The organism is Bacillus sp. LSHTCR4 (genome assembly GCF_057197025.1).
Genome location: NZ_JBXUNO010000001.1, coordinates 1381697 through 1406689 on the forward strand (window position 1 = coordinate 1381697; position 24993 = coordinate 1406689).

Here is a 24993-nt window from a genome sequence, read left to right on the forward strand (position 1 = left end):
GCACATATGAAAACAGTTGTTGTTATCGGTGGAGGTATAACAGGACTTTCTACTATGTTTTATTTAGAAAAATTAAAAAAGGATTATAATATAGATTTGAATTTAATCCTTGTAGAAAAAGAAGAGTACTTAGGTGGTAAAATCCATAGTGTAGAAGAAAAGGATTTTATTATGGAATCCGGAGCAGATTCTATCGTTGCTCGTAATGAACATGTCATGCCGCTTATAAAAGATTTAAATTTAGAAGAAGAAATGGTATATAACGAAACGGGTATTTCTTACATATATTTTGATAATATTTTACATCCAATTCCTTCTGACACTATATTTGGGATACCGATGAGTGTCCAGTCGTTGTTTAGCAGTACGCTAGTATCAACGAAAGGGAAAATTGTTGCTTTAAAAGATTTCATAACGAAAAATAAAGAGTTTACAAAAGATACTTCTCTTGCGGTATTTTTAGAAAGCTTTTTAGGGAAAGAGTTAGTGGATAGACAAATTGCCCCAGTGCTTTCAGGTGTATATTCCGGTAAATTGAATGAACTTACTATGGCATCGACATTACCGTATTTACTGGACTATAAAAATAAATATGGAAGTATTATTAAAGGTTTTGAAGAGAATAAAAAACAGTTTCAATCAGCAGGAAACAAAAAATTCGTATCATTTAAAGGTGGATTATCTACGATTATTAATCGTTTAGAAGAAGTACTGACTGAGACGGTTATTAAGAAGGGTGCTGTAACGACCGCTGTAAGCAAACAAGGTAATCGCTATGAAGTCTCCTTTGCAAATCACGAATCAATCCAAGCTGATTATGTTGTTTTAGCAGCTCCGCATGATATCGCACAAACTTTATTACAGTCTAATGAGTTGAACGAGCAGTTTCATACATTTAAAAATTCATCTCTTATAAGTATTTACTTAGGATTTGACATACTAGATGAACAATTACCAGCGGACGGCACAGGATTTATCGTAACGGAAAACAGTGATTTACATTGTGATGCTTGTACATGGACAAGCCGGAAGTGGAAACATACATCTGGAAAACAAAAGCTATTAGTAAGAATGTTTTATAAGAGTACCAATCCTGTATATGAAACGATTAAAAATTATAGTGAAGAAGAATTAGTACGAGTCGCTTTATACGATATTGAAAAGAGTCTCGGAATTAAAGGTGAACCAGAAGTAGTTGAAGTGACAAATTGGAAAGATTTAATGCCGAAATATCATTTAGAACATAATCAAGCGGTTCAAACATTACAAGAAAAAATGACGGATCTTTATCCTAATGTATACTTAGCTGGTGCCTCATATTACGGTGTCGGAATTGGCGCATGTATTGGGAATGGAAAGAACACTGCAAATGAAATCATTGCAACATTACATGAACCGTCAAATTAATATAGCATACATATATAAATAAAATGTCCCTCCGTTATGCTGGAGGGACATTTTATTTATTTCACTTGAATTGAGATTTTTTTATTAGTTGTATGATTCTCAGTAATTGTTAAGGTTATGTTCCCGGATTCTTTAAATGAATATGATGAGAGTTGATAGAGTTCTTTTATATTATGTTGCTCTTTTAATTTATTGGCAGGAATTAATGTAATGTTCGGTTTCCATGTTTCCTGTTTACCGGAAGGATAGTTTACTAGTATTTCTGGATTATTTAATTGCATTGGTTTCCAAGAGGCAAGATGTAGCTGAACTTCTGTATCTTTTTTTAGTAATTTTTCCGAGAAATATCCAAGCTCTCCAACGTTACCGAAAACAGTAAAGTTTTGATTTTGTAATGTGATATCTAAATGTTTAGGTTGATATGTTGCTGCGTGATAGATTCCATATGAAAGAGAAAGAGTAGCGGCGATTAACATGCTGATTGAAAATGTCTTAAAGCTATTACCTTTAAAACTAGTCATCATGAATGAGTTTGGGGCGAACTTTTTTGCAAATAAAAATATGAGTAATATGAGTAAGAGGGATAAGCCGATGAATATATACATAGAATTTTTACACCTCCGCAATAAAAAATATATTTATTAACTATATTTTACCATAAATGTATGGGATAGGGTGTTATTTTAGAAGGGAAAAGTGAGTATGGAATCGAAAGTATAAAATATATTATTACGAGCGGAGTGATGGAAATGAAAATAATACAATTAATTTTTAAAAAATGAAGGTAAGCACAGGGGAATAGGGGGGAATGTGGTTGTATCCATTTGTTAATGAGTTAGATACACTTCTTAGAGAAACTGGTTTTTCAAGTATAAATTGGAGACAAACAGCTCCATGTCATTGGGCATTAGTTGCAAATAAATAGGGAATAAAGAGATGATCAGTTTACTATGATCATCTCTTTATTTTTCTCATCATGTGAATGCAAGAAGGGTTACTCTTAGTTCGTATTGAATTAAGAGGGGAGGCTACTCTTGAAATATTTGATTAATGGGACATTGAGGACTTTCCTAATTATAAATATGTTTTCTGCTATAATGAATAAGTAGAAAGAAAGGAGTGATCCTATGGCATTTCCTATATTAGAAACAGAACGTTTGCGTTTAGTTGAAATAGAACAATCTTATTGTCAAAAAATATATGAAATCTTTTCATTGGATGAGGTAACTTGTTATTACGGTATGAATTCTTTTACGGAGTTTGGACAAGCTTCACGTATGATTGAATCCTTTTCAAAAAATTACTTTGAAAAAAAGGCAATACGATGGGGGATTGTATTAAAAGAAACAAATACTTTAATGGGTACAATTGGATTAAATAATTTACAATTATGGAGTAAACGATCTGAAATTGGATATGACTTACATCCTCGTTATTGGGGGAATGGTTATGCGTCAGAAGCAGCCAGGGAAATTATTCATTATGGATTTCAAGATTTAGGCTTATTTAGAATTGGTGCTATTACATACCCTGAAAATGTTACTTCTTGTAAAATGTTATCTAAAATAGGCTTTCATAAAGAAGGATTATTACGTGGATATATTCATCAAGGAAATAAGCAACATGATGCACTATTGTATTCTATAGTTCGAACGGATGTTGAAGATATAAATTTATAATAAAAAACCCCTCTTAAATAAGAGGGGTTAAGTAAAAAATTAACCTAACTTAGGTAATAAACGTTCTCCGCTTTTCATGCTACTTTTACATAAAGGGCATTTAGGCTCTTCTTCAAATGAAAAGTTCTTTCTCATCCATCCTAAACAATCCTCTGCTTCACATTCCCAGACAGGGGTTTGTTCTGGTGGTACTTCTGCTACATCGTTCTTTCGATTGCGATACATGTAACCACTCCTTTTATGTAAAAAATTTTAGTTATATATTAAAAAGGTTGTTAACCGTGCTGGTAACAACCTTTTTATTGTTTGAATTATAGCTTTACAACGTTTTTAGCTTGAGGTCCACGGTTACCGTCTTCAACTTCGAAGCTAACTTCTTGACCTTCGTCAAGAGATTTGAAGCCGTCGCCAGTGATAGCTGAGAAGTGAACGAATACGTCGTTGCCACCTTCAACTTCGATGAAACCGAAACCTTTTTCGCTGTTAAACCATTTTACTTTACCTGTTAATGTCATGGTAATGCCTCCTAAAAATTAAAAAGATTACAATATGTTCGGCCTTATTTGAATGAAAAATAAAATTTCACATATTATCAAAAACCCATAAGGAATATAAAATGTTCCTAATTGATACTTGATAATATGCAAAGAAAATATACTGTTAAATTGACCTTAATTACTATCTTACAACAAATGGTGGGAAATAGCAAGTGCTGGTAATACCAGTGTGAAATAGGATGGTAAAAGACACAAAAACATCTCTTTTATTTATATATTATTCCTAAATTTGGTTTATGCTAAACTAAGAACATTTTTATTGAAAGTTTGTATTATTGAATCGATATATAGTATAAGAATAGTGTTGATGTATTTGTTAAGGAGGCGAGAATATTGCAGTCTAATCAATTTAAAATAATTGAAGCAGCCAAAGAAGGAAGAAGAAAAGTTCATCCAGTATTTGCTGTTATACTTGCAATTGTATTTTTGACTTTAGGTGAATTGTTCATGATATTTATGCTGTTTTTACCGAAAGCAGAAACGATTATTATGAAAGCGATTTATAGTAACATTGAGATGATATTAACGTTTGGTGGGGCTGTGTTTTTTGTTTTTCTATGGATTAGATTTGTAGAGAAAAGATCATTTTCATCTATTGGTTTTTGGAGAAATCAATGGATAAGAAAATATTTAAGAGGTGCATTAATAGGTTTTGTTTTTATTTCAATACCAGTCATGCTACTTTTATTAACCGGAAATGTACAACTACAAATGCAACATATTACACCAACCGCTATACTTGGAATTGTGGGATCTTTAGTTGCTTTTTTAATACAAGGTGCAACAGAAGAAATTGTTGTTCGAGGTTGGTTATTTCCAGTTCTTTCTGTTAGAAGCCGTATATGGATCGGGGTTGTTGTAACTTCTTTTTTATTTGGTTTTCTTCATTTACTAAATCCAGGTATTACAATTCTTTCAATATCGAATATAATATTAGTTGGTGTATTTGCAGCTTTTTACGTTTTGAAAGACAGTAGCCTTTGGGGGATATGTGCGTGGCATTCCATTTGGAATTGGGCACAATATAACGTATTCGGTTTTGCAGTTAGTGGAATGGCAATGTATTCTACACCACTTTTTAAACCTGTAACAAGCGGATCGGAATTCCTTCATGGAGGCTCGTTCGGAATTGAAGGGAGTATCATTACAACAATAATGCTCTCTATCGCTTCAATTGTTTTATGGAAACAGTTATGGGGGAGAAAAGCGAAACAACGAAATTTTAGTTAATGAAAGAGGGAGAAACTATGGGGGTTATAGCGTTTGAGGGAGCGAGTGCGGTTGGTAAGAGCACAACGTGTCGTGAGTTAGAAAAGAATTATGGTGCTTATATTATACCTGAAGTGAATTTTTTATTTGAAAGACCAAAAAATGAACATAGAACATGGTATTTTGAAAAACAAGTAGAGCGCTGGAAAATAGCAGTGCAGAAGTCAGAGCAATATGAATTAGTAATACTTGATGGCGATATTTATCAGCCACTAAGTTATAATTGGTGTTTCCATTTTGAAATATTCGATCAGCCATTATCTTTAATAGAAAACTTTTATAAAGAAAAGCTGATTAATAGGGAAATTGGTTTTCCTGATCAATATTTTTATTTATATACGAATGATGAAGAACTTAGAAAACGGAAAGAATCTGACGAGACAAAAAGAAGAAGAAACTTTGAAAAACATTTACATATATCAAAATCGTTTCAACGTTATTATGAAAATTTAAATACTGTTACAGACGGGTACTGTAAATTAATTGAGGCAAAAAGTATAAAGTCGAATGAATTAGAAATTGTGAAGAGTTTAAACAGTATAAAAGTGTGTGAAGAGAGGCGTTTTGATGTTTCGAGGTTAAATGCGATTACGAAGTGGTTAAAAGAAAATCGCGCATAAAAACAACGAGTGCCTTATAAGGCACTCGTTGTTTTTTTATGTATTATATATTGATTTTAAAATTTGTAAGTTTGCTTTTTTATTTTTCTTAATAGCGTTTGTATATTTGGCGAGAAAGAGCTGAGAAGGATAAACAGGTAGTTCACCACAAATATCGATACCATAGACATCTTTATTCCTAATGAGAGAATGAATATATTTTAATAGTGTAGAGAGTTTCATATGTCCTTGATCCCAATTTGTAATAGTTACTTTTGAATCTAAAACATCTTTATCAATGCTTATATATAGTATCTGTATGAATATGCGAAAGTATTGTATATGCAGATACCTCATTAGATGTATCTATTGGGAATACTTCTACGCATGAATAGTCATTAGAATGAATTGTTAAAGAAGAAGGTCCAATAATAATTACTTTCTTTAATTTTGGGTTGTTTTGAAGAGCGAATGATACCCATGACCCGCAAGAAATAAGAGTATGCTCATTTTCTTCCTTTAAGTTCATGTCAGTGTGATGATCAAATAAAATAAAATAAGGCTAAATGGTTCATTAATTTCTTTTAGAAGTAAATAAGATACATAATGATAATTTCCAGAACCAATAAAAGTGACTCCTTTTTGCTTTCTACGATATAACTCCCGTTTTATACGCATTAAAGAAGGAATCTCGCAATACAGATTTGAGTGCTCTAAATGACTAAAATCAATATCTTCATGTGAATAAGAATGAAGTTTATTTTGTAATAAATACGTATCGTCAAAGTTTAAAAAAGTTAAACCGTTATACAATAAACTCATATTTATTCATCTCCTTTATATGTAGGCTAGCATATATTTTTATAAATTTAAACTGAACTGCTTAGAAGTGGATTTGCATTTGAAAAAACGGATATTTTTGACAGAATAATCTTTCAATTTTTAAAGAAAAGAAATACAATATAAGGAAATATATATATGCGGTTCAGGAAATAGGAATGTAATAAATGAAACTTGAAATGAATTTGAGACTAAAAGTAGGTTGAGATGAACTAACCGCAGATGCTAAGTTGATTCAACAAATAATCAATATTTCAAGTTATTATTTGTGAAAGGAGAATAAAGGTAAGTATGAAAAAGATTATTATTTCGGATCTTGATGGGACTTTATTAAGAAGTGATAAAACAATTTCAGAGAAATCTATTAATATTTTAAGAGAATGTAAAAATAATGGAGACGAATTGATCTTTGCTACGGCAAGGCCGCCAAGAGCTATAAAACAGTATATTCCCGACGTGTTAAAGAGTGAGATAGTCATTTGTTATAACGGGGCTCTAGTTCTTAAAGGTAATGATATTTTATATGAAATGAAGATTTCTAAAAATGACATTTTAGAAATCATAGAAATAGCAAAAAAGTATAATCTTCATCAAATTTGTCTTGAAATAGGTGATAAGTTGTATTCAAATTTTGATGTTACTGATTATTTTGGCAATGTACCATGTGAAATTATGGATGTAAGAGATTTAGACTTTGAAGAAGCTTCAAAAGTAATTATTTGTACTAAGGACTCAATAAACGAAGAATTCATTAAAGAATTGCCTGATGAATGCAAGGCAGTCATTACAGATGACGGAACTTTGTGTCAAATTATGCATGCAGAAGTTTCAAAATGGAATAGTATTGAATATGTTCTACAGCACTTAAATCGAGATGTATGTGAAGTAATTGCCTTTGGAGATGACTACAATGATATGGAAATGATAGAGAAGTGTGGAATTGGTGTAGCAATGAGCAATGCTGTTGAGGAATTAAAGTCAGTCGCTAAATATATTGCTAAAAGTAACGATGAGGATGGAGTTGCTATATTTCTGGAGAGTAAAAGTTATGTTTATGCTAATTAGTATGAAAAAATAAATTGCAGTAAGCTGCCCAAAAAGAGATGCTACATCTGTTTTTTTATAAATAGATATTATGAATGGGATATGTGGGAGGAAACAAGCAAGATGAAAACATTATTTAAAATAATAGGTATTTTAGCTGGTATGGCGGTAATCGGCGTAGGTATAACGTATGGTATGCTGTATTATTTGAATAATAGTAAACCAGCTGCGAAAAAGGCAACACCAGCTGCTCCGGCAGCAGAAGTGCTGGCTGATAGTAATGTAAAAGCTGAAGATGCAAAGGTTTTAGAAAATGGCAATCATTCATTACCAAATAGCGGTTTTAATAAAAATTTTAAATGGACAGATGAGAACATACAGACAGCTTTACATGAAATGGCACATCAAAAAACGAAGGCTGATCAAAAGTGGGGTTACATTTTTATCACACAAGAACGAATTGAAAGCTTACTTGATATTGTAAAGAGTAATGATCTAGTACAAGGAAAAACATATGCAGATATTTTAGAGAGATGGAAACAAGGAAAATATGAAAAGATGGATGAGGATCACAATCAGATTTGGAAATTACAAAGCGGGAATTTAGGAGAAGGAAAAGGAGTAATGTCAGAGGCGGAGCAAAAAGAGTTAATTAATCAAGTGTTTATACAAAAAAGTACATATTCAGGCAGTAAATTAATTGCAGGTGGGGGACAGGCTAATAAATAAGAGATAGGTTGATTTTGAAACACCTTTGTTGTCATAATTACAAAGGTGTTTTTTTGTTGACACAAGAAATAAATGGGAATATGATTCATATATGAAATAAATTAGAGGAGCTTACATATGAATAACAGAGAGCTTTACGGTAATATTCGTGATGTTTATCATTTACTCCAAAAAAATCTAGATAAGGCAATTGAACAGTATGATATAAGTTACGTACAATTTGGAGTAATTCAAGTACTCGCAAAATCTGGGAAAGTATCCATGTCAAAGTTAATTGAAAACATGGGATGTGTTCCAAGTAATATGACGACAATGATTCAAAGGATGAAGCGTGATGGTTACGTTATGACAGAGAAGAATCCAAATGATCAACGTGAAACGCTCGTTTATTTAACTAAAAAAGGTGAAGAAACGAAAAAGCAAGTAGATGTGCAATATAGTGATTTTTTAAAAAAGAACTGTGGTTGTTTTACGAAAGAAGAAGAAGAGCATTTAGATGCTTTATTGTTAAAGTGGAAGAAGCACTTGAATTAAATATAGTAAAAATGTAACACTCTGTTACATTTTTATTTATATAAATACTTCATATGTGAAATAAAATCTGGTGCAGTAAAAATTGAAGAAGGGATAACAATGAAAAATATTTCATATATGAAATAAAGAGGAGTTATATATGGAGTTAAAGTCAATGATACGTATTTTGGCAATTGTAGCTTTTTTTGTTGGATTAGATTCATTATTAGTGGCACCTTTATTACCAGTTATTACAGAAACAATCAGTATCCCTGATAGGAGTGGAGGTTTATTAATTACAATTTATGCACTTTGTTATGGAATAACTGCACCCTTATTCGGAACGATGTCTGATAGAGTTGGAAGGAAACGTATGATTATAATAGGGTTTGTTATTTTCTCTATTTCTACATTTTGTACGGGATTAGCGAAGAATTTTGAAATTCTTTTATTATTTCGTGGTCTAACAGGTTTATCTGGTGCGATGATTATGCCAAGTATCTTTGCATTAGTAGGAGATAAAGTTACATATGAGTCAAGAGGGAAAGCGATGGGAACGATTATGGGAGCAATGGTAGGTTCGACAGTTATTGGAGTACCTATAGGCGCATTTTTATCTGAAGTAGGAAATTGGCAATGGACATTTTATAGTATAGGACTATTAACTTTATTTCTTACATTACTAGTTAATCACATATTAGAAAATGAAAAACAGAGAGATGAGGTGCATGTTTCTATAGCGAAAACGTTAGGAGCACCATTAAAAATGGTTTTAGTAAATGTATCAGTTTTATTTGCATTATTAGCGACGTTTCTATGGACAATTGGATTACATGGTATGTTTTCATACATAGGTGTTTATTATGGGGATAATTTTGGACTTTCCGTTGGTGAAATAGGTATGGTAATCTTTCTGGCGGGAGTTGGTAGTGTAGCCGGTAATATTCTAGGTGGAAAGTTAGCTGATAAAATAGGAAAGAAGAATGTTATATCGATTGCCAGTATTTTAGCCTCAATTAGTGTAATATTATTCTCGCTTTCCCTAGAAAATCTAGTAATTGCAATCACTGTACATATAATTTGGAGTCTATTTATTGGATTTGGCCAAGCCTCATTAACGGCACTAATTTCAGAATTAAAACCAGCTGTACGAGGTACTGTGATGGCATTAAATAGCTCTGCCATGTATATTGGGATGACTATTGCTTCTGGCGTAGCTTCACTTGCCGTAAGTAATGACTTTCCGTTTTCTGCCTTAGGATTAATGTGTGCAATTGCTAGTTTACTTGTCCTTCCAATCATATTTGTTCTAGTTAAAGAAAAAACATCACCTAATAAAAAGAAGATGACTATATAAGTAGTAGTAAAGAAAACGTGGGTTGATATTCTTTAAAGGATTTCAACTCATGTTTTCTTTCATATTATTTTATACTTTCATAACCTTTAATAGTGAAAGAAACGACTGTACTACAGGGGAAATCCATCTAGATCTATGATAGATTACATGACTTTGAATAACAGCTGGAGTTTCAATGGGTTGGAATTGTATTTGTTCCTTTTGACAATTTTCTTGCACAACGATGTAAGGAAGAATTGAAATTCCCAACTCGCACATAACAGCTTGCTTAATTACTTCAACATTGGAGGTTTCAAATGTTTTCTCTGGAATATTCCCGCTTTGACGTAAAAAACGATCTACCATTGGTCTATAACCACAGCTTTGTTCAGTAAAAATAAACTGAGTATCCTTTAATAAACAAAATGGGTTAGAGTCTGTAGAGTAATGGGGAGGTAAAATCCATCCAAATGTTTCATTACTAAAAGTACGTGTAATAAAATCATTATGTTCCATACTTTCTCCAATTATGAAAATAACATCTGTTTCTCCTTCACGTAGCTTATTAATTGCTTGTTCGTTTGTAGTTGTTTCCAGTACGATATTTACTTTCGGATTTTTCTGTTTGTAAGTACGTAATAATTGCGGAAGACGATACACTGCTAATGATTCGTTTGATGTAATACTCAATGTACCTTCTAATTGATCGGTATTTTGAGGGATTTCTTGCGCTTTTTCATAAATTGCAAGTAATTCTAAAGCATAAGGATGAAATTGATGACCTGCTTTTGTAAGAAGTACTTTTTTTCCTAACCGATCGAAAAGAGGAATATGTAAATCGTTCTCTAATGCTTTCATATGCGCAGTAACTGTAGATTGCGCATAACCTAATGCATGAGCAGCTTTAGAAAAACCACCATACTTAACAATCGCACAAAATGTTTTAACATGTCTCATTTCCATAAGTAATCCCTCTTTTATTATCATGATTTGTGAATGATTATATCACGTATTTCAATTTTCCAAATGATTAAATTCTTTATAAAATAAACTTGTAGAAAGATTCATTTAAGTGAAATTGGAGGAGAAAAGATGATCAAAAAGGGCTATCATGTAGCTGTTGTTGGGGCTACAGGTGCGGTAGGGCAAAAAATTATTGAACTGTTAGAGAATGAAAAAAAGTTTAATATAGTTGAAGTTACATTGCTTTCGTCAAAGCGATCCGCTGGTAAGGTAGTACCATTTAAAGGGCGAGAGATAATAATACAAGAGGCAAAAACAACTAGCTTTGAAGGTGTAGATATTGCCTTTTTTAGTGCTGGAGGAGAAGTTTCTAGGCAATTTGTGAATCACGCAGTCTCTAGTGGTGCCATCGTAATTGACAATACAAGTGAATATCGAATGGCACGTGATGTACCGCTTGTGGTTCCGGAAGTAAATACGCACACTTTAAAGGAACATAAAGGTATAATAGCAGTTCCGAATTGTTCAGCATTACAGATGGTAACAGCTCTTCAGCCAATACGAAAAGCATTTGGTTTAGAACGAATTATCGTTTCCACTTATCAAGCTGTTTCAGGATCAGGTATTCACGCGATTCATGAATTAAAAAAACAGGCTAAGTCAATGCTTGCAGGTGAAGAAGTGGAGAGTACTATATTACCAGCGAAAAAAGATAAAAAACATTATCCAATTGCATTCAATGTATTGCCTCAAGTCGATATATTCACGGATAATGATTTTACCTTTGAAGAAGTAAAGATGATTCAAGAAACGAAGAAAATTTTAGAAGACCCAAACTTGAAAATGGCAGCTACTTGTGTGCGCGTTCCGGTTGTATCAGGCCATTCAGAATCGGTTTATATAGAGCTTGAAAAAGAAGCAACTGTTGCAGAAATTAAAGAAGTACTGCTTGATGCACCAGGTGTTATTTTGCAAGATAACCCTAGTGAACAGTTGTATCCAATGCCAGTATATGCAGAGGGGAAAATAGATACATTTGTCGGAAGAATTAGAAAAGACCCTGATACACCAAACGGATTCCATCTTTGGATTGTTTCCGATAATTTATTAAAAGGTGCGGCTTGGAACTCGGTTCAAATTGCAGAAACGATGGTGGAAGAGGGAATCATTTAGTATTAAGAAAACTAGGGAACTGTTCATGATTACAGTTTCCTAGTTTTTATTTTATCCCAGCCACATTTGATTTGAAAGACAGTAAAAAACATCAAGAATGAATACAGTTTATTTGGTACGATATGGATAAATTCAATAAGGGGGAATTAGATGTATCAAGTAAAGGGGTATTTTTCATGGCTAAAAGGAAGTCATTATGACATCGGTAAGCAACAAGGTGAATTTGTGAAACAACATCCTTATCTTATTCCGCAATTTATAGAGCAAGAAAACTTAATATCGCATATCCATTGGACAGAATCTAGAAATATATTAAATCAATATTGTCCAGGAATTAATGAAGAGATTGAAGGGTTTTGTGAAGTATTAAAAATTCCATTTGAAAATATGATGTATTATTATCAAACCCTATTAAAAGCAGGTTGTAGCCATTGTGCCGTTTTACCTAAAAAGACAGATTTAAAGCATACTTATGTATTAAGAAACTATGATTTGTCACCAGTAATAGATGATATGCGTTTTTGTTCGACTCATGTTGAAGGTGCATATGCACATAGTGGCTTTTCTACTCAATATTTTGGCCGAACGGAAGGGATTAACGAGCATGGATTATCTGTTACATTTTCAGCATGTGGACAACCGGTAGGAAATATTGCGGGTTTAAGAAAGCCAGCGGTAAGTGGTTTACAATGTTTTGCGGTAATTCGATTGTTATTAGAGAAATGCAAAAATGTGCAAGAGGCTAAGTCACTAATAGAAGACATACCAATTGCTAGTAATATTAATCTAATAGTAGCAGATCCATTAGACGCAGCACATATTGAAATATTTGACGGTCATAAATTCACAACAACGATTGATGGTGAAAATCAAGCTTTTATTGTATCAACAAACCATGCAGTTAGTTCATCTATTCAGAAATTAAATAATAGGAGATTAGAACAATCTACAAAGAGATATCACGTTTTACATGAGCATTTAAATAGATATGAACAAGTGAGCATAGAGTCTTTAAAAAAGTTAGTAGAAGAAGAATATCCTGCTGGACTAACTGTACATAACTATGAAGAATGGTTTGGAACTTTACATTCTGTATTATTCGATTTACATGATCGTACAATGAAGATTTGTTTCGGATCACCCCTTTTAAACGACTGGTACTCATTGAAAGTTGGAGGAAGTATGCCGTTTTCTGAGGTGAACGTGAACTTTAAAAATAAAACTTATACTGACTTTTGGCGGGAAGATAAGAAAAAATTGATTCCTAAAGAATAAATGGGATAAGATGGTAATATGAAGAGTGCATTTATACTGGAGGGATTACCAATGCTAAAAGTTATGTTACCATTTGTTCTTATCTTTTTTCTTGTCATTGCGATGTATATGGCTTATCAAAAGAGAAAAAAATCCGGTATAAAAGGATTGAAAAGTGCGTTAACTTCTATTTGCTTCTTTTCACTCGCAATCTTAAATATGTTTGCATATTGGTTTCATTTTGGCGGTGCTTTTCCTTGGTTATTTTCAATTGTATTATTGCTAGTTGGTGCATATTTTACTAAATATATTCCGATATCTAAAAAGATACATTAAAATTTAAAAGAGTTTAAATATAATGTTTACTTTGTTTTGAAAAGAGATTTTTCTACTAGATCGTTGTGAAACGGTTTCATAGGATAATCTCTTTTGTTTAGTTTTGGAAAGAACGTACGGTGCTTTTTAGTTGCTCAATAAATTCTCGAGTTGCAGCACACATATACTTATCTTTTCTATAAATTAGTCCTATTTCAATTGTTGGAGTAGGGTTTTCTATTTTAATAGCTTGAATGTTTTTATTTTGTAAAAAGTCTATATATGGTTTGGGTAAAACTGTAATTCCCATTCCTTTGGAAACCATTTGGATTAAAGATTCCATCGTGCTAATTTCTAAAATTGGTCTTGGTTTAAAGTTGAATTTTTGACACTGAGATGTAATTAGTTCGGTTAAAAAGAAATTTTTAGGTAAAAGAATTAAAGGGTAGTTCTGTAATTCAGCAATAGATACATGATTACGTTCAGCCAATCGATGACCAGTGGGCACGACTAATGTAAGATCGCTTTTGTATAGAGGGATAGAGATAATCTCTTTATCTTGCACTGGGAGAAATGTAATTCCAATATCTAGTTCGTTTTGTAATAATTTTTCATGAATATCTCTAGTACGAAGCCCTAATACAGAAAGCTCTATATTGGGATATAAATTATTAAAATTTAAAATAGCTGTTGGTAGTAAATAATTTACGACGGTTAACAAAGCCCCTATTGTTAAGGAACCTTGCTGTAATCCGTTTAGGTCTTGTATAGCTGAACGAGCTTGTTCGACTTCATGAAAAATGGTTTTACTATGTGATAATAAAATCTTCCCTGCTTCAGTTAAAGATATTTTTTTACCAATTCGATCGAAAAGTGGCATTCCTACTTCATGCTCTAATACACGTATTTGTTGACTTAGTGAAGGTTGTGAAATATTTAATTTCTCAGCTGCTTTTGTGAAGTGTAATTCTTTTGAAACAGCTAAAAAGTATTCAAGTTGTCTTAATTCGATTGGAATCACCTCAAGTATAATAATAGGTTATACCTATCATTATTATATAAATAATTGAATTGAACAATGATTTTAGAGGTTTTATAATCATCTTTATATAACAAAGAGGGTTGTAAAAATTAACTGAGAGAAAATACATGTAACACCTTTAAAGGAGGAAATAGAATGGCTAATGAATATCAATTATTATCTTTAAATATAGGATTACCAAAAGAGGTTACATACGGCGGAAAAGTAATTCATACAGGCATAAATAAGAAACAAGTAAAGGAACCGGTATATTTATCTTTTGTAAAATTTAATGGAGATGGACAAGCTGACTTAGTTCATCATGGAGGAGTAGATAAAGCAGTTTGTGTTTATACTGGTGATCACTATCCATACTGGGAAAAAGAGTTGAATCAAGATCTTGTATATGGAGCTTTCGGAGAAAATATAACAGTTAGTGGTATGCGCGAAGAGGATGTTTGTATTGGTGATACGTTTGAGCTCGGACAGGCAATCGTACAGGTGACACAACCAAGGCAACCTTGTTTTAAATTAGCAAAAAAATATAATATTCCAAAGTTACCACTATATTTTCAAGAAACAGGATATACAGGCTTTTATTTTCGTGTACTAAAAGAAGGATGGGTATCATCAGTCGATACTTTAAAAAGACTACAGTCTGATCCAAAAGGTGTTTCAGTGGCGTTTGCTAACCGTATCATGCACAAGGAAAAACAAAATATTGAAGGGGTAAAAAGGATATTAGAAGTAAATGCACTTTCAAGTAGTTGGAGAAAGTCTTTTGAAAAGCGTATAAGTGGAGAAGAAATTAATACGAAGGAAAGACTTGAAGGGATAAAAGAATAAAATATTTTATTATAAATAGTGTATTTCTATTAGTGAAAGCTAATTAGAAAGCGCTATTTTTATATAATAAACTAATTAATATCCAGAAATCTTAATATTGTTTTATTCGACTTATTTTCAAATAGTCAAAACATAAAATTAATTAGACTTTTTTTTTATTTTTTATGATAGTATATTGATTGGTAAGACCTCTATTTTTAAGAGTAGGTTATATAAGTATATCTAATTTAATGGAATTTAACATTTGGAGGTACAACATGGGGAATGTTGAAAAATTGGCAAGTCTTCTAATAGAAGAACCGAAAAGAGAGCAGTTATTTCCTTTATTTGAAGAAGTGTTTGGAATTACAATTCAAACATTGAATGATTTTTCAGAGAGAGGTTATTGGGATGATACATACAAAGCTTTATCATTTTTACATGACGATAAAGCGATTGCAAATGTTGCGGCATTCTCGCTACCATTGCTAGTAAATGGTGAAAGAATAAATGCAGCAGGCATTCAATCGGTAATGACACACTCTAATTTTCGTAGACAAGGACTCATGACACAATTAATGAGTAAAATGATAGAAGAAATCGATAAGAAATGTGAATGTACATTATTGTTTACGGAAAAACCTGAACTATATGCATCATTTGGTTTTAAAGTTGTGCAGGAATATTTGATGACTATTCCATATGATAAAAAGAATAATAATGAATCCTTACTTAGAGAGCTAGATTATTATATGGAAGAGGATAGAAAGTTAATACATGAAACTATAGATAGTAGCCAAAGACTTTCAAATAATTTTTCAACATTAAACTTCCGTCCTTCGTTTTATTTGAATATGTATGATTCGAAATGGAATGAAAAATTGTATTATTCAGAGAAGTTAGATGCCCTAATTGTGTATGAAGTAGATAATGAAAAGTTGAAATTATATGGAGTGTTTGCACCAGTAATTCCAGTTTTAGATGAAATATGCGGGGAAATTGCTGAAAGATTTACAGAAATCGAATTTTACTTCTCTCCAGATCAATTAGGGGTTGAGGATGTACAGTTTACAGAATTACAGTCAAGTAAGTATTTAATGGTTCGAAGCAATAGAGAGTTGAATTTGAAAGGTTATAAATTTCCAGTATTAGTAGAATTTTAAATGTGCATATAAATGATTTTCTATGGAGGAACTATGAAAATATCACATATACCAGAACATATTGAGCAACTTACTATAATGAATGTACCTGAATATTATAAGCTTAATAACAATCATGCGTTGATTGTCCGCTCGAAAGCCGAAACAGATTTTTGGCTTAAAACACATTATGGTTTTGAAGTAATGAATGGTCATGTATTTTATACTGAGATGATGACAGACTTTCAAGCTGAAGTTCAATTGCGTATGAATCCAAATTCAAAATTCGATCAAGCGGGTCTTTTTGTTATGATTTCGGAAAAGTGTTGGTTGAAAACTTCATTAGAATATATTCCAGATGGTCCATCTCATTTAGGAGCTGTCGTAACAAATAATGGATATTCCGATTGGTCCACACAAGACTTTCCAACAGAATTAGCTAACGAGCAACTTCGTTTTCGAATTGTTCGTAAACGTGGTGATTATACAATATATGTGAAGAAGATCCACCAATGGGAACAAATAAGAATCGCTCATTTGATGGAGGATATAGGAAATGAGCCTATTAAAATAGGTTTTTACACGTGTAGTCCTTCTAAAAATAATGGATTTGAGACTGAGTTTTTAAGTTTTACAACTGAAAAAATATAGATAAAAAACCGTATTCTTTTTATTAAGAATGCGGTTTTTGTATTTATATAATACAAAGCACATTTATTGACCAGAAAGTCATTAATGCTTATCATTTAATAATGTTAAATATTAATTTACATAATATAATAAAAGTAAGAAAGAAATTACAAAATATATCGCTTAAATAAGGAGGGATATGAATTATACAGTGGTAATTTCATAGGAAAAGGAGATTATGTATGAAATCATTTCGTAAGTTATTACAGTATTTAAAACCATACATGTTCTTCGCTATTATTGGACCGCTATTTATGGTACTTGAGGTTGCGATGGACTTAATTCAACCGACTATTATGCAACATATTATTGATGTTGGGATAGCAAATCGGGATATGAATTATGTAATAAAAATGGGACTTCTTATGATAGGAGCTGCAGTACTCGGTTTAATTGGAGGACTGGGGTGTATGATGTATTCTACAAAAGCAGCTGTTAATTTCGCTACTGACATACGAAAAGATGTGTTTGCGAAAATAGAAACATTTTCTAGTGAAAATCGTGATTCATTTGGAACAGGTAAATTATTAACGATTGTGACGAATGATATCACTTCCATTCAATCGGCAATGACGATGACATTACGTGTTCTCGTTCGTGGTCCACTGTTATTTATCGGAAGTATAATTATTGTTTTTGTAACAGCGCGAGAGTTATTTCCAATATTACTTGTAGTTGTTCCGATTTTATTACTTGCGATTATTTTAATTGCAAGTAAAGCAAGTGGTACATTTAAAAAGGTGCAAGAGGCATTAGACAAAGTGAATACAAAGTTACAAGAAAATTTATCTGGTGTGCGTGTTATAAAAGCGTATGTACGACAAAAATACGAAATCGCTCAATTTGGAAATGTAAATACAAATTTAACGAAGATAAATATTCGAGCTGTGCAACTTATTTCTTTAATGATGCCAATCATTATGCTAGTTGTAAGCGGCGGGATTGTCGCAACATTATGGATTGGTGGAGAAAAAGTATTTAATGGGATTCTTCAAGTAGGGGCGATTTTGGCATTTATTAACTACTTGAATATCATTTTAATGTCACTTATGTCGATTAGTATGGTATTTATTCAAATTGCGCGAGCTTTTCCATCTGCGGATCGTGTACAGCAAGTTTTAAATGCTGAAGTTGATATTATAAGCGAAGCGAATGCGATTGAACCTGATAGAATCGAAGGGAAAATCGAATTTAAAAATGTTAGTTATAGCTATACGAAAAATAATGAATATGTTTTAAAAGATATTTCGTTTAACATACAAAAAGGTGAAAAAGTAGGGATTATTGGATCGACTGGAAGTGGTAAATCTACCTTAGCGAAATTGTTACCACGACTATATGATGTGGATCAAGGTGAAATATGTATAGATGGAATAGATGTTAAAACATATGATTTGCAAAAACTCCGTGCTTCAATAGGGTTTGTACCTCAAAAGGCGTTGTTGTTTTCAGGTAGTATAGAAGAGAATTTACGTTATGGTAAAGAAGATGCAACACATGATGAGCTGGAAGTAGCAGCTGCATCAGCTTGTGCCACTGAGTTTATCAATAAACTAGAAGAATCTTATCAATATAATTTAACACAAGGTGCGACGAATTTGTCAGGTGGACAAAAACAACGTGTATCAATTGCAAGGGCGCTTGTGAGAAAGGCATCCATTCTTATATTAGATGATTCTACATCAGCAGTGGATGCAAAATCAGAATCTAACATTCAATCGGCATTAAGAACAGAATATAAAGGAACAACAACATTATTAATCGCTTCTAAAATCTCATCTATAATAGATGCTGATAAAATTCTTGTATTAGATAACGGTGAATTAGTTGGTGATGGTACACATGAAGAACTGTTAGAACAATGTGAGGTATATAAAGAAATCTATCTTTCCCAAGGTGGCTATTTACATAAAGAAGGTGGGAAAGAACATGCGTAATTTTCAAGGACAATTTGCTAATAAAGGTGGGCGTAACGCACCAAAGATGGGGAAGGCTAAAAATACGAAAGGAACTGTGATGAGAGTATGGAACTATATGGGCTATCAAAAGGCTGCTCTTACGCTCGTTATATTTTTAGTGTTTGTTACGACGTTACTTGGGTTATTAGGTCCGTATTTAATGGGAGTAATTATCGATCAATATATTGTACCAAAAGATTTAAGCGGCACGGCGAGAATGTGTTTGTTACTTATCGCGATTTACGGTGTAACAGTATTCTTAACTTGGTTACAAACATTTGTAATGGTTAATGTTGCATTAAAAACGATACAAAAAATACGACAAGATATTTTTGAGAAAATCCAAACGCTTTCTTTACGATTCTTTGATGTACGTTCTCAAGGGGATTTAATGAGTCGTGTGACAAATGATATAGATAATTTGAATCAAGCGTTGACACAAAGTGTTGTACAAATTATTTCATCAGCGCTAACTTTTATAGGTGTGACGATTGCGATGTTCGCATTAGATTGGATCTTAGCAATTGTTACTTTAATTACAGTACCTATTATGTTTTTCGTTACAAAAAAACTAGTTGCTTATAGTGGCAAAAACTTTGCAAAGCGTCAAAAAGATTTAGGAGAATTAAATGGATTTATTGAGGAAGCTATAACAGGAGCGGATGTTACAACGTTATACGGGAAAGAAAAAGAAACCGTACAGAATTTCAATAAAATTAATGAACAACTAAGAGTTTCAGCAACGAAGGCGGATACATTTTCAGCTTTTATTTTTCCAAGTATGAACTTTATTAATAACTTAGGTATGGGACTTGTAATTGGAACGGGATCAGTAATGGTTTTAAATGGAATGACAACAGTAGGTGTCATTGCAGCTTTTATTAATTATTCTCGTCAGTTCTCAAGACCACTTAGTCAATTCGCAACTTTAATGAATACGATTCAAGCGGCAGTTGCTGGTGGGGAACGTGTCTTTGAAATTATGGATGAAGTACCGGAAATCAAAAATAAAAAAGATGCATTCGTTGTACAAAATTTACAAGGCCATGTTGCACTCCAGAATGTTTCATTTGGATATGAGGAAAATAAAACGATTTTAAAAGAAGTGAGTCTGAAAGCGCGGCCAGGGGAAACAATTGCTTTAGTAGGTCCAACTGGATCGGGTAAAACAACAATCATTAATTTGCTAACGCGCTTTTACGATATACAGCAAGGGCAAATTTATATTGATGAAAAAAATATAAAAGAATATGATATTAATTCGTTGCGAGGTAAAATAGGAGTAGTTTTACAAGATACGTATTTATTTGCTGGGACGATTATGGATAATATACGTTATGGGCGATTAGATGCTAGCGATGAAGAAGTAATCAATGCAGCTAAGGCAGCATCTGCACATTCTTTTATAAAACATTTACCGAATCAATATGAAACAAAAATAGCTTCAGAAGGATCGAATTTAAGTCAAGGACAGAAACAACTTCTTGCGATTGCAAGGGCAATTTTAGCAGATGCAGATATATTAATTCTCGACGAAGCAACATCTAATATTGATACGAGAACGGAATTACAAATACAAGAAGGACTAAACAATTTAATGAGAGGTCGAACAAGTTTCGTAATCGCTCATCGACTGAAAACAATTGAAAAAGCAGATCAAATCCTTGTTATAAAAGATGGAAGTATTATAGAAAAAGGGAATCATGAATCTCTCATGGAAGATAGAGGGTTTTATTTTGATCTGTATACGAGTCAGTTTAAAATTTAATATAAAAAATGAGGTTTCTCTAGAAAAGAGAAGCCTCATTTTTTATATTTGTAAACTTTATAAATTACTTTTCTAGCCAAATCAATTATCCGACCTGAAAAATACTTATACTTGCAGATACATTTGTTAAAGAGCCACCATCACTATTTGAGAGAGTGATAGTACCTGCTGAAGAGGTGTTATTTATTAAAGTCAATGTTGAAGGAACAACTGTTACGGTAAAAGCAGCAGTACCTTGATTTATTGTATGTGGTGATCCCGTACCAAAACGCCCACCTGGAATTGGTGTACCATTTAGTGCAAGGGAAAATTGGTTTTCGCGAGAAGCTTGTAATTGAAACTCTGCTACATATGTTCCTAGTGTATTAATTATAATATTTCCAGTACCTGTGATGTGGCTAAGGGCAGTTCCTGTTATAGGTCCATTTGTGTTAAAAGTAACACTACTTCCCACTGCAATTGATTGGTTAGTAGTATCAAAAACATATAGATAGTTTGTTAATCCTACACTAGCCGCCCCGGTAGGCCCAGTGGAACCGGTAGGCCCAGTGGAGCCAGTAAGTCCAGTGGAACCAGTGGAACCAGTGGAACCAGTGGAGCCAGTAAGTCCAGTGGAACCGGTAGAGCCAGTAGGTCCAGTGGAACCGGTAGAGCCGGTAGGTCCAGTGGAACCGGTAGAGCCAGTAGGTCCAGTGGAACCGGTAGAGCCAGTAGATCCAGTGGAACCGGTAGAGCCAGTAGGTCCAGTGGAACCGGTAGAGCCAGTAGGTCCAGTGGAACCGGTAGAGCCAGTAGAACCAGTAGCCCCGGTAGGCCCAGTGGAGCCAGTAAGTCCAGTGGAACCAGTGGAGCCAGTAAGTCCAGTGGAACCGGTAGAGCCAGTAGGTCCAGTGGAACCGGTAGAGCCAGTAGAACCAGTAGCCCCGGTAGGCCCAGTGGAGCCAGTAAGTCCAGTGGAACCAGTGGAGCCAGTAAGTCCAGTGGAACCAGTAGGTCCAGTAGGTCCAGTGGAACCGGTAGAGCCAGTAGAGCCAGTAGAGCCAGTAGAGCCAGTAGAGCCAGTAGAGCCAGTAGGTCCAGTGGAACCGGTAGAGCCAGTAGAGCCAGTAGAGCCAGTAGAGCCAGTAGGGCCAGTGGAACCAGTAGAGCCAGTAGAACCAGTAGGCCCGGTAGGTCCAGTGGAGCCAGTAAGTCCAGTGGAGCCAGTAAGTCCAGTGGAACCGGTAGAGCCAGTGGAACCAGTAGGTCCAGTAGCCCCGGTAGGCCCAGTGGAACCAGTAGGTCCAGTAGGCCCGGTAGGTCCAGTAGGTCCAGTAGGTCCAGTAGCCCCGGTAGGCCCGGTAGGTCCAGTGGGACCAGTAGAGCCGGTAGGCCCAGTCGGGTGATGTGGGAGGATAATATGGCTAATATCTAAAAGTGAAAAGTTAATGAACATATCTTTGTTTTGATAATCTATCAGAATCACCTCACTAGCATGTTTAAAGAAATAGTAAAGTAATAATTTTTATGGGTATTTCATTTCTATATTATTAATGCAACTTATTTTGAAACCAGTAAATAGCTATCATGACTATAGGGTATTAATTTTTGACCTGAATTTTAATAAAGCCTTTATTAAAGATAAAGAGCGCTGTTAAAAGCGCTCTGAGACAAGTTTCATGTTTAAAAAGGGAATTGAGGATATTATGTGCATACTGTTTTAGAATGTTGTAGATTTTTAATTAAAAATAAAAAATCTTATAAAAATTAAAAAATGTATTATTAGATAGTCACCATACAATAAAATATGCTTGTTTGATATGAATGTGTGTCAAATTTGCCAAAATATATTTTGGCATGCATAAGAAAATGAAAATACTTTGTTAGCAAATACTAGCGGCTTCAGTGACAGATGGTAAAAATAGTTTACGTGGTAGTGTAATAATCTCAAGCGCAATTTGCGTTGAATATAGGAGTATTTGAGTTAAATCTAAAGCGATTGTTAAAAGTATTATGAAGCTTGTAAGAATTACAAAACTACCCCAAAAGAAACTTTTTGAAGTGTTACGGAAATCTTTTATTAAGGAAAAGAAAGAAAAAAATGCTGTAACAATGAGAATTAAAAATTTATATTTATCAGCCATTAAATCCCTCCTAAAGAACAATAACTTATATAATAGCGTATTTTTCTGTATTATTATAAAAAGATTTTAAAATGAATGGTAAAAAGTAGATGCCGCAACTTAAAGTATTATTTTTGATTTTTTCATTAAAAAAATAGATTAGCGCCCTATTTATTATTTGTAAGTGTTGTACTGGATATTTGACCGGACAATAAGACGAGCTTTGAATATGTTAATAAAAAAGGGGGTGTTGAAAAATGGCTAGATATAGTTTACATGCAGGACATAACAGTATTGTACAAGGTGCGAATTATGGGAGTCGGAAAGAACACATTATGGATCGCCAAGTTAAGGATGCAGTTGTTGCTAAATTGAGAGCATTAGGGCATACAGTTTATGATGATACTGATGAAGTAGGGACAACGCAGGCACAAAATTTAAATAACATCGTATCAAAAACAAACTCACATGATGTAGACTTAGTAGTTTCATTTCACTTAAACTCATATGATACGAAAGCAAATGGTGTTGAAGTGCTCTACTATGATCAACAAGCTTTATCAGCAAAGATAGCAGCACAACTTTCAAAAGATATTGGCTGGTCAAATCGCGGTGCAAAGGAACGAAAAGATCTTTATGTGTTAGCGAATACGAAAGCACCTGCAATCTTAATTGAACTTGGATTTATCGATAATGAAGCAGATATGGCAAAATGGAATCCAGATAAGATTGCAAATTCAATTGTTTATGCATTAACTGGGCAATCTGGTGGGACAACTCCGCCATCCAAAAAAAATATCATTCAATCAGGAGCATTTTCACCGTATGAAACACCGGATGTAATGGGAGCATTAACGTCCCTAAAAATGACAGCAAACTTCATCTTACAATCTGATGGTCTAACATATTTTATATCTGAACCAACTTCAGATGCGCAACTTAAAGGAATGACGGATTACCTTGATCGTAGAGGCTGGTGGTATGAAATTAAGTGAAAATTTGAGTTTAGTGGAACAGAATATTTACAAAATAATCGGCCTGAGAAAGAGGATTACTTATAATGAATAATCCTCTTTTTTAAATTTTTATTCTGGCTTAAAACTAAGTAATGCATGTAAGTAGGATGTTCATTGAACATATCAGCTATATTTGTAAAACATACTTTTAATAAGAAAAGAATTTAGAATTTGAATTTAATTGATTACAATTGAAATAGCGCTGAAAACTAATAAAACGGCCATAATGATGTTAAATGATCTTGTATGTTTTAATAATAGTTTTTGGAACATGGAACCAAATAAGCTCCAACTAAATGTACTCATTAACCCGACTACACCGAGAAATAACGAAAAAAGTAGATAACTTGAATATGAATTGTAATAAGGGAGAATAAAAGTTGATACTACAGTTAGTCCGAATAATATCCCTTTAGGGTTAACAAACTGAAGAAAAATCCCTACTGTAAATAAATTTTTATTATACTTTTCATAGGGATCTGTACTAGCTTTACTAGTGAGTATTTTAAAAGCTAAATATAACATGTATGCTACACCTAAGATTTTTAAAGGAAATTCGATTATGGGTAGAATATTAATTAGGACAATATTAAAGAAGCTACATAAGGAAGTGAGGATGAAAAACCCGAAAGCTACTCCGAAGCAAAATTGCATACTCCTTTTTAAACCATGTTGATTAGCGTATGTCATAGCTAAAAAATTGTTAGGTCCGGGTGTGAAGCTACTTATAAAAACAAATAATAAAAAAGAAAATATAGGCATTTCAAAACCCCCTATTTTTTGTATGTTATAA

The 24993-nt window shown here is 33.2% G+C and carries 24 protein-coding genes and 2 pseudogenes; 17 read left to right on the forward strand and 9 right to left on the reverse strand.

All coding sequences use genetic code 11. The features are described 5' to 3' along the window. Window positions 1-6 precede the first annotated feature (6 nt). Window positions 7-1407 carry a protoporphyrinogen oxidase gene (locus AC2CGR_RS07070; protein ID WP_087964374.1) on the forward strand — a complete coding sequence of 467 codons (1401 nt, stop codon included), beginning with the start codon at window positions 7-9 and terminating at the stop codon, window positions 1405-1407. A gap of 56 nt (window positions 1408-1463) precedes the next feature. Here AC2CGR_RS07070 and AC2CGR_RS07075 read toward each other — a convergent pair whose 3' ends face one another. Beyond that, window positions 1464-2012, reverse strand: coding sequence for a hypothetical protein (locus tag AC2CGR_RS07075; RefSeq protein WP_087964375.1), 549 nt, complete (start codon window positions 2010-2012; stop codon window positions 1464-1466). 522 nt (window positions 2013-2534) lie between these two features. On the opposite strand from AC2CGR_RS07075, the gene AC2CGR_RS07080 reads away from it, so the two are divergent. After that, window positions 2535-3086, forward strand: a complete 552-nt coding sequence (locus AC2CGR_RS07080; RefSeq protein ID WP_087964376.1) for a GNAT family N-acetyltransferase — start codon at window positions 2535-2537, stop codon at window positions 3084-3086. 39 nt (window positions 3087-3125) lie between these two features. On the opposite strand, the gene AC2CGR_RS07085 is transcribed toward AC2CGR_RS07080, so the two are convergent. Both AC2CGR_RS07085 and cspD read right to left on the reverse strand, forming a co-directional pair. Further along, on the reverse strand, window positions 3126-3311 hold the full coding sequence (locus tag AC2CGR_RS07085; protein WP_000286198.1) for a cold-shock protein: 186 nt from the start codon (window positions 3309-3311) through the stop codon (window positions 3126-3128). Between the two features lie 86 nt (window positions 3312-3397). Then, entirely contained in the window at window positions 3398-3601 is a 204-nt protein-coding gene (gene cspD / locus AC2CGR_RS07090) for a cold-shock protein CspD (RefSeq protein ID WP_000176368.1), read from the reverse strand. 375 nt (window positions 3602-3976) lie between these two features. On the opposite strand from cspD, the gene AC2CGR_RS07095 reads away from it, so the two are divergent. Both AC2CGR_RS07095 and AC2CGR_RS07100 read left to right on the forward strand, forming a co-directional pair. Beyond that, window positions 3977-4873 (forward strand): CPBP family intramembrane glutamic endopeptidase, encoded by an 897-nt coding sequence (locus tag AC2CGR_RS07095; RefSeq protein WP_087964377.1) that lies wholly within the window; start codon window positions 3977-3979, stop codon window positions 4871-4873. Further along, window positions 4873-5532, forward strand: coding sequence for a nucleoside/nucleotide kinase family protein (locus tag AC2CGR_RS07100; protein WP_484480690.1), 660 nt, complete (start codon window positions 4873-4875; stop codon window positions 5530-5532). The genes AC2CGR_RS07095 and AC2CGR_RS07100 overlap by 1 nt, the downstream gene beginning before the upstream one ends. A gap of 36 nt (window positions 5533-5568) precedes the next feature. Here the strand turns inward: AC2CGR_RS07100 and AC2CGR_RS07105 are convergent. Then, window positions 5569-6333, reverse strand: a pseudogene (locus tag AC2CGR_RS07105) (arginase family protein). 309 nt (window positions 6334-6642) lie between these two features. Here AC2CGR_RS07105 and AC2CGR_RS07110 point away from each other — a divergent pair. From AC2CGR_RS07110 to AC2CGR_RS07125, 4 genes are all read left to right on the forward strand, one after another. Continuing rightward, window positions 6643-7416 (forward strand): HAD family hydrolase, encoded by a 774-nt coding sequence (locus tag AC2CGR_RS07110; protein ID WP_131102127.1) that lies wholly within the window; start codon window positions 6643-6645, stop codon window positions 7414-7416. A gap of 81 nt (window positions 7417-7497) precedes the next feature. After that, window positions 7498-8124 (forward strand): PRK06770 family protein, encoded by a 627-nt coding sequence (locus tag AC2CGR_RS07115; protein ID WP_131102129.1) that lies wholly within the window; start codon window positions 7498-7500, stop codon window positions 8122-8124. 117 nt (window positions 8125-8241) lie between these two features. Continuing rightward, window positions 8242-8658 (forward strand): MarR family winged helix-turn-helix transcriptional regulator, encoded by a 417-nt coding sequence (locus AC2CGR_RS07120; protein WP_087964380.1) that lies wholly within the window; start codon window positions 8242-8244, stop codon window positions 8656-8658. A 139-nt stretch (window positions 8659-8797) separates the two neighbouring features. After that, window positions 8798-9994 carry an MFS transporter gene (locus tag AC2CGR_RS07125; RefSeq protein WP_087964381.1) on the forward strand — a complete coding sequence of 399 codons (1197 nt, stop codon included), beginning with the start codon at window positions 8798-8800 and terminating at the stop codon, window positions 9992-9994. Window positions 9995-10063: 69 nt separating this feature from the next. On the opposite strand, the gene AC2CGR_RS07130 is transcribed toward AC2CGR_RS07125, so the two are convergent. Then, entirely contained in the window at window positions 10064-10936 is an 873-nt protein-coding gene (locus AC2CGR_RS07130) for a LysR family transcriptional regulator (RefSeq protein ID WP_087964382.1), read from the reverse strand. 129 nt (window positions 10937-11065) lie between these two features. Here AC2CGR_RS07130 and AC2CGR_RS07135 point away from each other — a divergent pair, with 129 nt between their 5' ends. The 3 genes from AC2CGR_RS07135 to AC2CGR_RS07145 all read left to right on the forward strand — a co-directional run bounded on the left by AC2CGR_RS07135 (window position 11066) and on the right by AC2CGR_RS07145 (window position 13699). Beyond that, window positions 11066-12109 (forward strand): aspartate-semialdehyde dehydrogenase, encoded by a 1044-nt coding sequence (locus AC2CGR_RS07135; RefSeq protein WP_087964383.1) that lies wholly within the window; start codon window positions 11066-11068, stop codon window positions 12107-12109. 150 nt (window positions 12110-12259) lie between these two features. Next, window positions 12260-13384 carry a C45 family autoproteolytic acyltransferase/hydrolase gene (locus tag AC2CGR_RS07140; RefSeq protein ID WP_087964384.1) on the forward strand — a complete coding sequence of 375 codons (1125 nt, stop codon included), beginning with the start codon at window positions 12260-12262 and terminating at the stop codon, window positions 13382-13384. Between the two features lie 51 nt (window positions 13385-13435). Beyond that, window positions 13436-13699 (forward strand): hypothetical protein, encoded by a 264-nt coding sequence (locus tag AC2CGR_RS07145; RefSeq protein ID WP_102990432.1) that lies wholly within the window; start codon window positions 13436-13438, stop codon window positions 13697-13699. 97 nt (window positions 13700-13796) lie between these two features. On the opposite strand, the gene AC2CGR_RS07150 is transcribed toward AC2CGR_RS07145, so the two are convergent. Then, a complete protein-coding gene (locus tag AC2CGR_RS07150) occupies window positions 13797-14699 on the reverse strand; it encodes a LysR family transcriptional regulator (RefSeq protein WP_087963847.1) in 903 nt (300 codons plus the stop codon). A gap of 156 nt (window positions 14700-14855) precedes the next feature. Between AC2CGR_RS07150 and AC2CGR_RS07155 the strand changes: the two genes are divergently transcribed. The 5 genes from AC2CGR_RS07155 to AC2CGR_RS07175 all read left to right on the forward strand — a co-directional run bounded on the left by AC2CGR_RS07155 (window position 14856) and on the right by AC2CGR_RS07175 (window position 21082). Continuing rightward, window positions 14856-15545 (forward strand): MOSC domain-containing protein, encoded by a 690-nt coding sequence (locus AC2CGR_RS07155; protein WP_087963848.1) that lies wholly within the window; start codon window positions 14856-14858, stop codon window positions 15543-15545. Window positions 15546-15802: 257 nt separating this feature from the next. Next, the gene (locus AC2CGR_RS07160) at window positions 15803-16687 is read left to right on the forward strand and encodes a GNAT family N-acetyltransferase (protein ID WP_087963849.1); all 885 of its coding nucleotides are present in this window, start codon (window positions 15803-15805) and stop codon (window positions 16685-16687) included. 33 nt (window positions 16688-16720) lie between these two features. Next, a complete protein-coding gene (locus AC2CGR_RS07165) occupies window positions 16721-17317 on the forward strand; it encodes a DUF1349 domain-containing protein (protein ID WP_087963850.1) in 597 nt (198 codons plus the stop codon). A 221-nt stretch (window positions 17318-17538) separates the two neighbouring features. Further along, window positions 17539-19293 carry an ABC transporter ATP-binding protein gene (locus tag AC2CGR_RS07170; protein WP_087963851.1) on the forward strand — a complete coding sequence of 585 codons (1755 nt, stop codon included), beginning with the start codon at window positions 17539-17541 and terminating at the stop codon, window positions 19291-19293. Further along, complete coding sequence (locus AC2CGR_RS07175) at window positions 19286-21082, forward strand: ABC transporter ATP-binding protein (protein WP_087963852.1); 1797 nt, start codon at window positions 19286-19288, stop codon at window positions 21080-21082. The genes AC2CGR_RS07170 and AC2CGR_RS07175 overlap by 8 nt, the downstream gene beginning before the upstream one ends. A gap of 85 nt (window positions 21083-21167) precedes the next feature. Here AC2CGR_RS07175 and AC2CGR_RS07180 read toward each other — a convergent pair. Together AC2CGR_RS07180 and AC2CGR_RS07185 are read right to left on the reverse strand one after the other, a co-directional pair. Next, window positions 21168-21902 (reverse strand): annotated as a pseudogene (locus AC2CGR_RS07180) (collagen-like protein); the annotation flags it as partial. Between the two features lie 1042 nt (window positions 21903-22944). Further along, window positions 22945-23205, reverse strand: a complete 261-nt coding sequence (locus AC2CGR_RS07185; RefSeq protein WP_087963853.1) for a hypothetical protein — start codon at window positions 23203-23205, stop codon at window positions 22945-22947. Window positions 23206-23441: 236 nt separating this feature from the next. Here AC2CGR_RS07185 and AC2CGR_RS07190 point away from each other — a divergent pair, with 236 nt between their 5' ends. Beyond that, window positions 23442-24179: an N-acetylmuramoyl-L-alanine amidase gene (locus AC2CGR_RS07190; RefSeq protein ID WP_087963854.1), complete on the forward strand. Its 738-nt coding sequence runs from the start codon at window positions 23442-23444 to the stop codon at window positions 24177-24179. Window positions 24180-24377: 198 nt separating this feature from the next. Here the strand turns inward: AC2CGR_RS07190 and AC2CGR_RS07195 are convergent, their stop codons facing one another. Beyond that, on the reverse strand, window positions 24378-24962 hold the full coding sequence (locus AC2CGR_RS07195) for a LysE family transporter (protein WP_087963855.1): 585 nt from the start codon (window positions 24960-24962) through the stop codon (window positions 24378-24380). Window positions 24963-24993: the final 31 nt, after the last annotated feature.

What these genes read in the sequence shown, in the direction of transcription:
- AC2CGR_RS07070 (WP_087964374.1), top strand. Translation starts at nt 7, where the DNA reads ATGAAAACAGTTGTTGTTATCGGTGGAGGTATAACAGGACTTTCTACT.
- AC2CGR_RS07075 (WP_087964375.1), bottom strand. Translation starts at nt 2,012, where the DNA reads ATGTATATATTCATCGGCTTATCCCTCTTACTCATATTACTCATATTT.
- AC2CGR_RS07080 (WP_087964376.1), top strand. Translation starts at nt 2,535, where the DNA reads ATGGCATTTCCTATATTAGAAACAGAACGTTTGCGTTTAGTTGAAATA.
- AC2CGR_RS07085 (WP_000286198.1), bottom strand. Translation starts at nt 3,311, where the DNA reads ATGTATCGCAATCGAAAGAACGATGTAGCAGAAGTACCACCAGAACAA.
- cspD (WP_000176368.1), bottom strand. Translation starts at nt 3,601, where the DNA reads ATGACATTAACAGGTAAAGTAAAATGGTTTAACAGCGAAAAAGGTTTC.
- AC2CGR_RS07100 (WP_484480690.1), top strand. Translation starts at nt 4,873, where the DNA reads ATGAAAGAGGGAGAAACTATGGGGGTTATAGCGTTTGAGGGAGCGAGT.
- AC2CGR_RS07110 (WP_131102127.1), top strand. Translation starts at nt 6,643, where the DNA reads ATGAAAAAGATTATTATTTCGGATCTTGATGGGACTTTATTAAGAAGT.
- AC2CGR_RS07115 (WP_131102129.1), top strand. Translation starts at nt 7,498, where the DNA reads ATGTGGGAGGAAACAAGCAAGATGAAAACATTATTTAAAATAATAGGT.
- AC2CGR_RS07120 (WP_087964380.1), top strand. Translation starts at nt 8,242, where the DNA reads ATGAATAACAGAGAGCTTTACGGTAATATTCGTGATGTTTATCATTTA.
- AC2CGR_RS07125 (WP_087964381.1), top strand. Translation starts at nt 8,798, where the DNA reads ATGGAGTTAAAGTCAATGATACGTATTTTGGCAATTGTAGCTTTTTTT.
- AC2CGR_RS07130 (WP_087964382.1), bottom strand. Translation starts at nt 10,936, where the DNA reads ATGGAAATGAGACATGTTAAAACATTTTGTGCGATTGTTAAGTATGGT.
- AC2CGR_RS07135 (WP_087964383.1), top strand. Translation starts at nt 11,066, where the DNA reads ATGATCAAAAAGGGCTATCATGTAGCTGTTGTTGGGGCTACAGGTGCG.
- AC2CGR_RS07140 (WP_087964384.1), top strand. Translation starts at nt 12,260, where the DNA reads ATGTATCAAGTAAAGGGGTATTTTTCATGGCTAAAAGGAAGTCATTAT.
- AC2CGR_RS07145 (WP_102990432.1), top strand. Translation starts at nt 13,436, where the DNA reads ATGCTAAAAGTTATGTTACCATTTGTTCTTATCTTTTTTCTTGTCATT.
- AC2CGR_RS07155 (WP_087963848.1), top strand. Translation starts at nt 14,856, where the DNA reads ATGGCTAATGAATATCAATTATTATCTTTAAATATAGGATTACCAAAA.
- AC2CGR_RS07160 (WP_087963849.1), top strand. Translation starts at nt 15,803, where the DNA reads ATGGGGAATGTTGAAAAATTGGCAAGTCTTCTAATAGAAGAACCGAAA.
- AC2CGR_RS07165 (WP_087963850.1), top strand. Translation starts at nt 16,721, where the DNA reads ATGAAAATATCACATATACCAGAACATATTGAGCAACTTACTATAATG.
- AC2CGR_RS07170 (WP_087963851.1), top strand. Translation starts at nt 17,539, where the DNA reads ATGAAATCATTTCGTAAGTTATTACAGTATTTAAAACCATACATGTTC.
- AC2CGR_RS07175 (WP_087963852.1), top strand. Translation starts at nt 19,286, where the DNA reads ATGCGTAATTTTCAAGGACAATTTGCTAATAAAGGTGGGCGTAACGCA.
- AC2CGR_RS07185 (WP_087963853.1), bottom strand. Translation starts at nt 23,205, where the DNA reads ATGGCTGATAAATATAAATTTTTAATTCTCATTGTTACAGCATTTTTT.
- AC2CGR_RS07190 (WP_087963854.1), top strand. Translation starts at nt 23,442, where the DNA reads ATGGCTAGATATAGTTTACATGCAGGACATAACAGTATTGTACAAGGT.
- AC2CGR_RS07195 (WP_087963855.1), bottom strand. Translation starts at nt 24,962, where the DNA reads ATGCCTATATTTTCTTTTTTATTATTTGTTTTTATAAGTAGCTTCACA.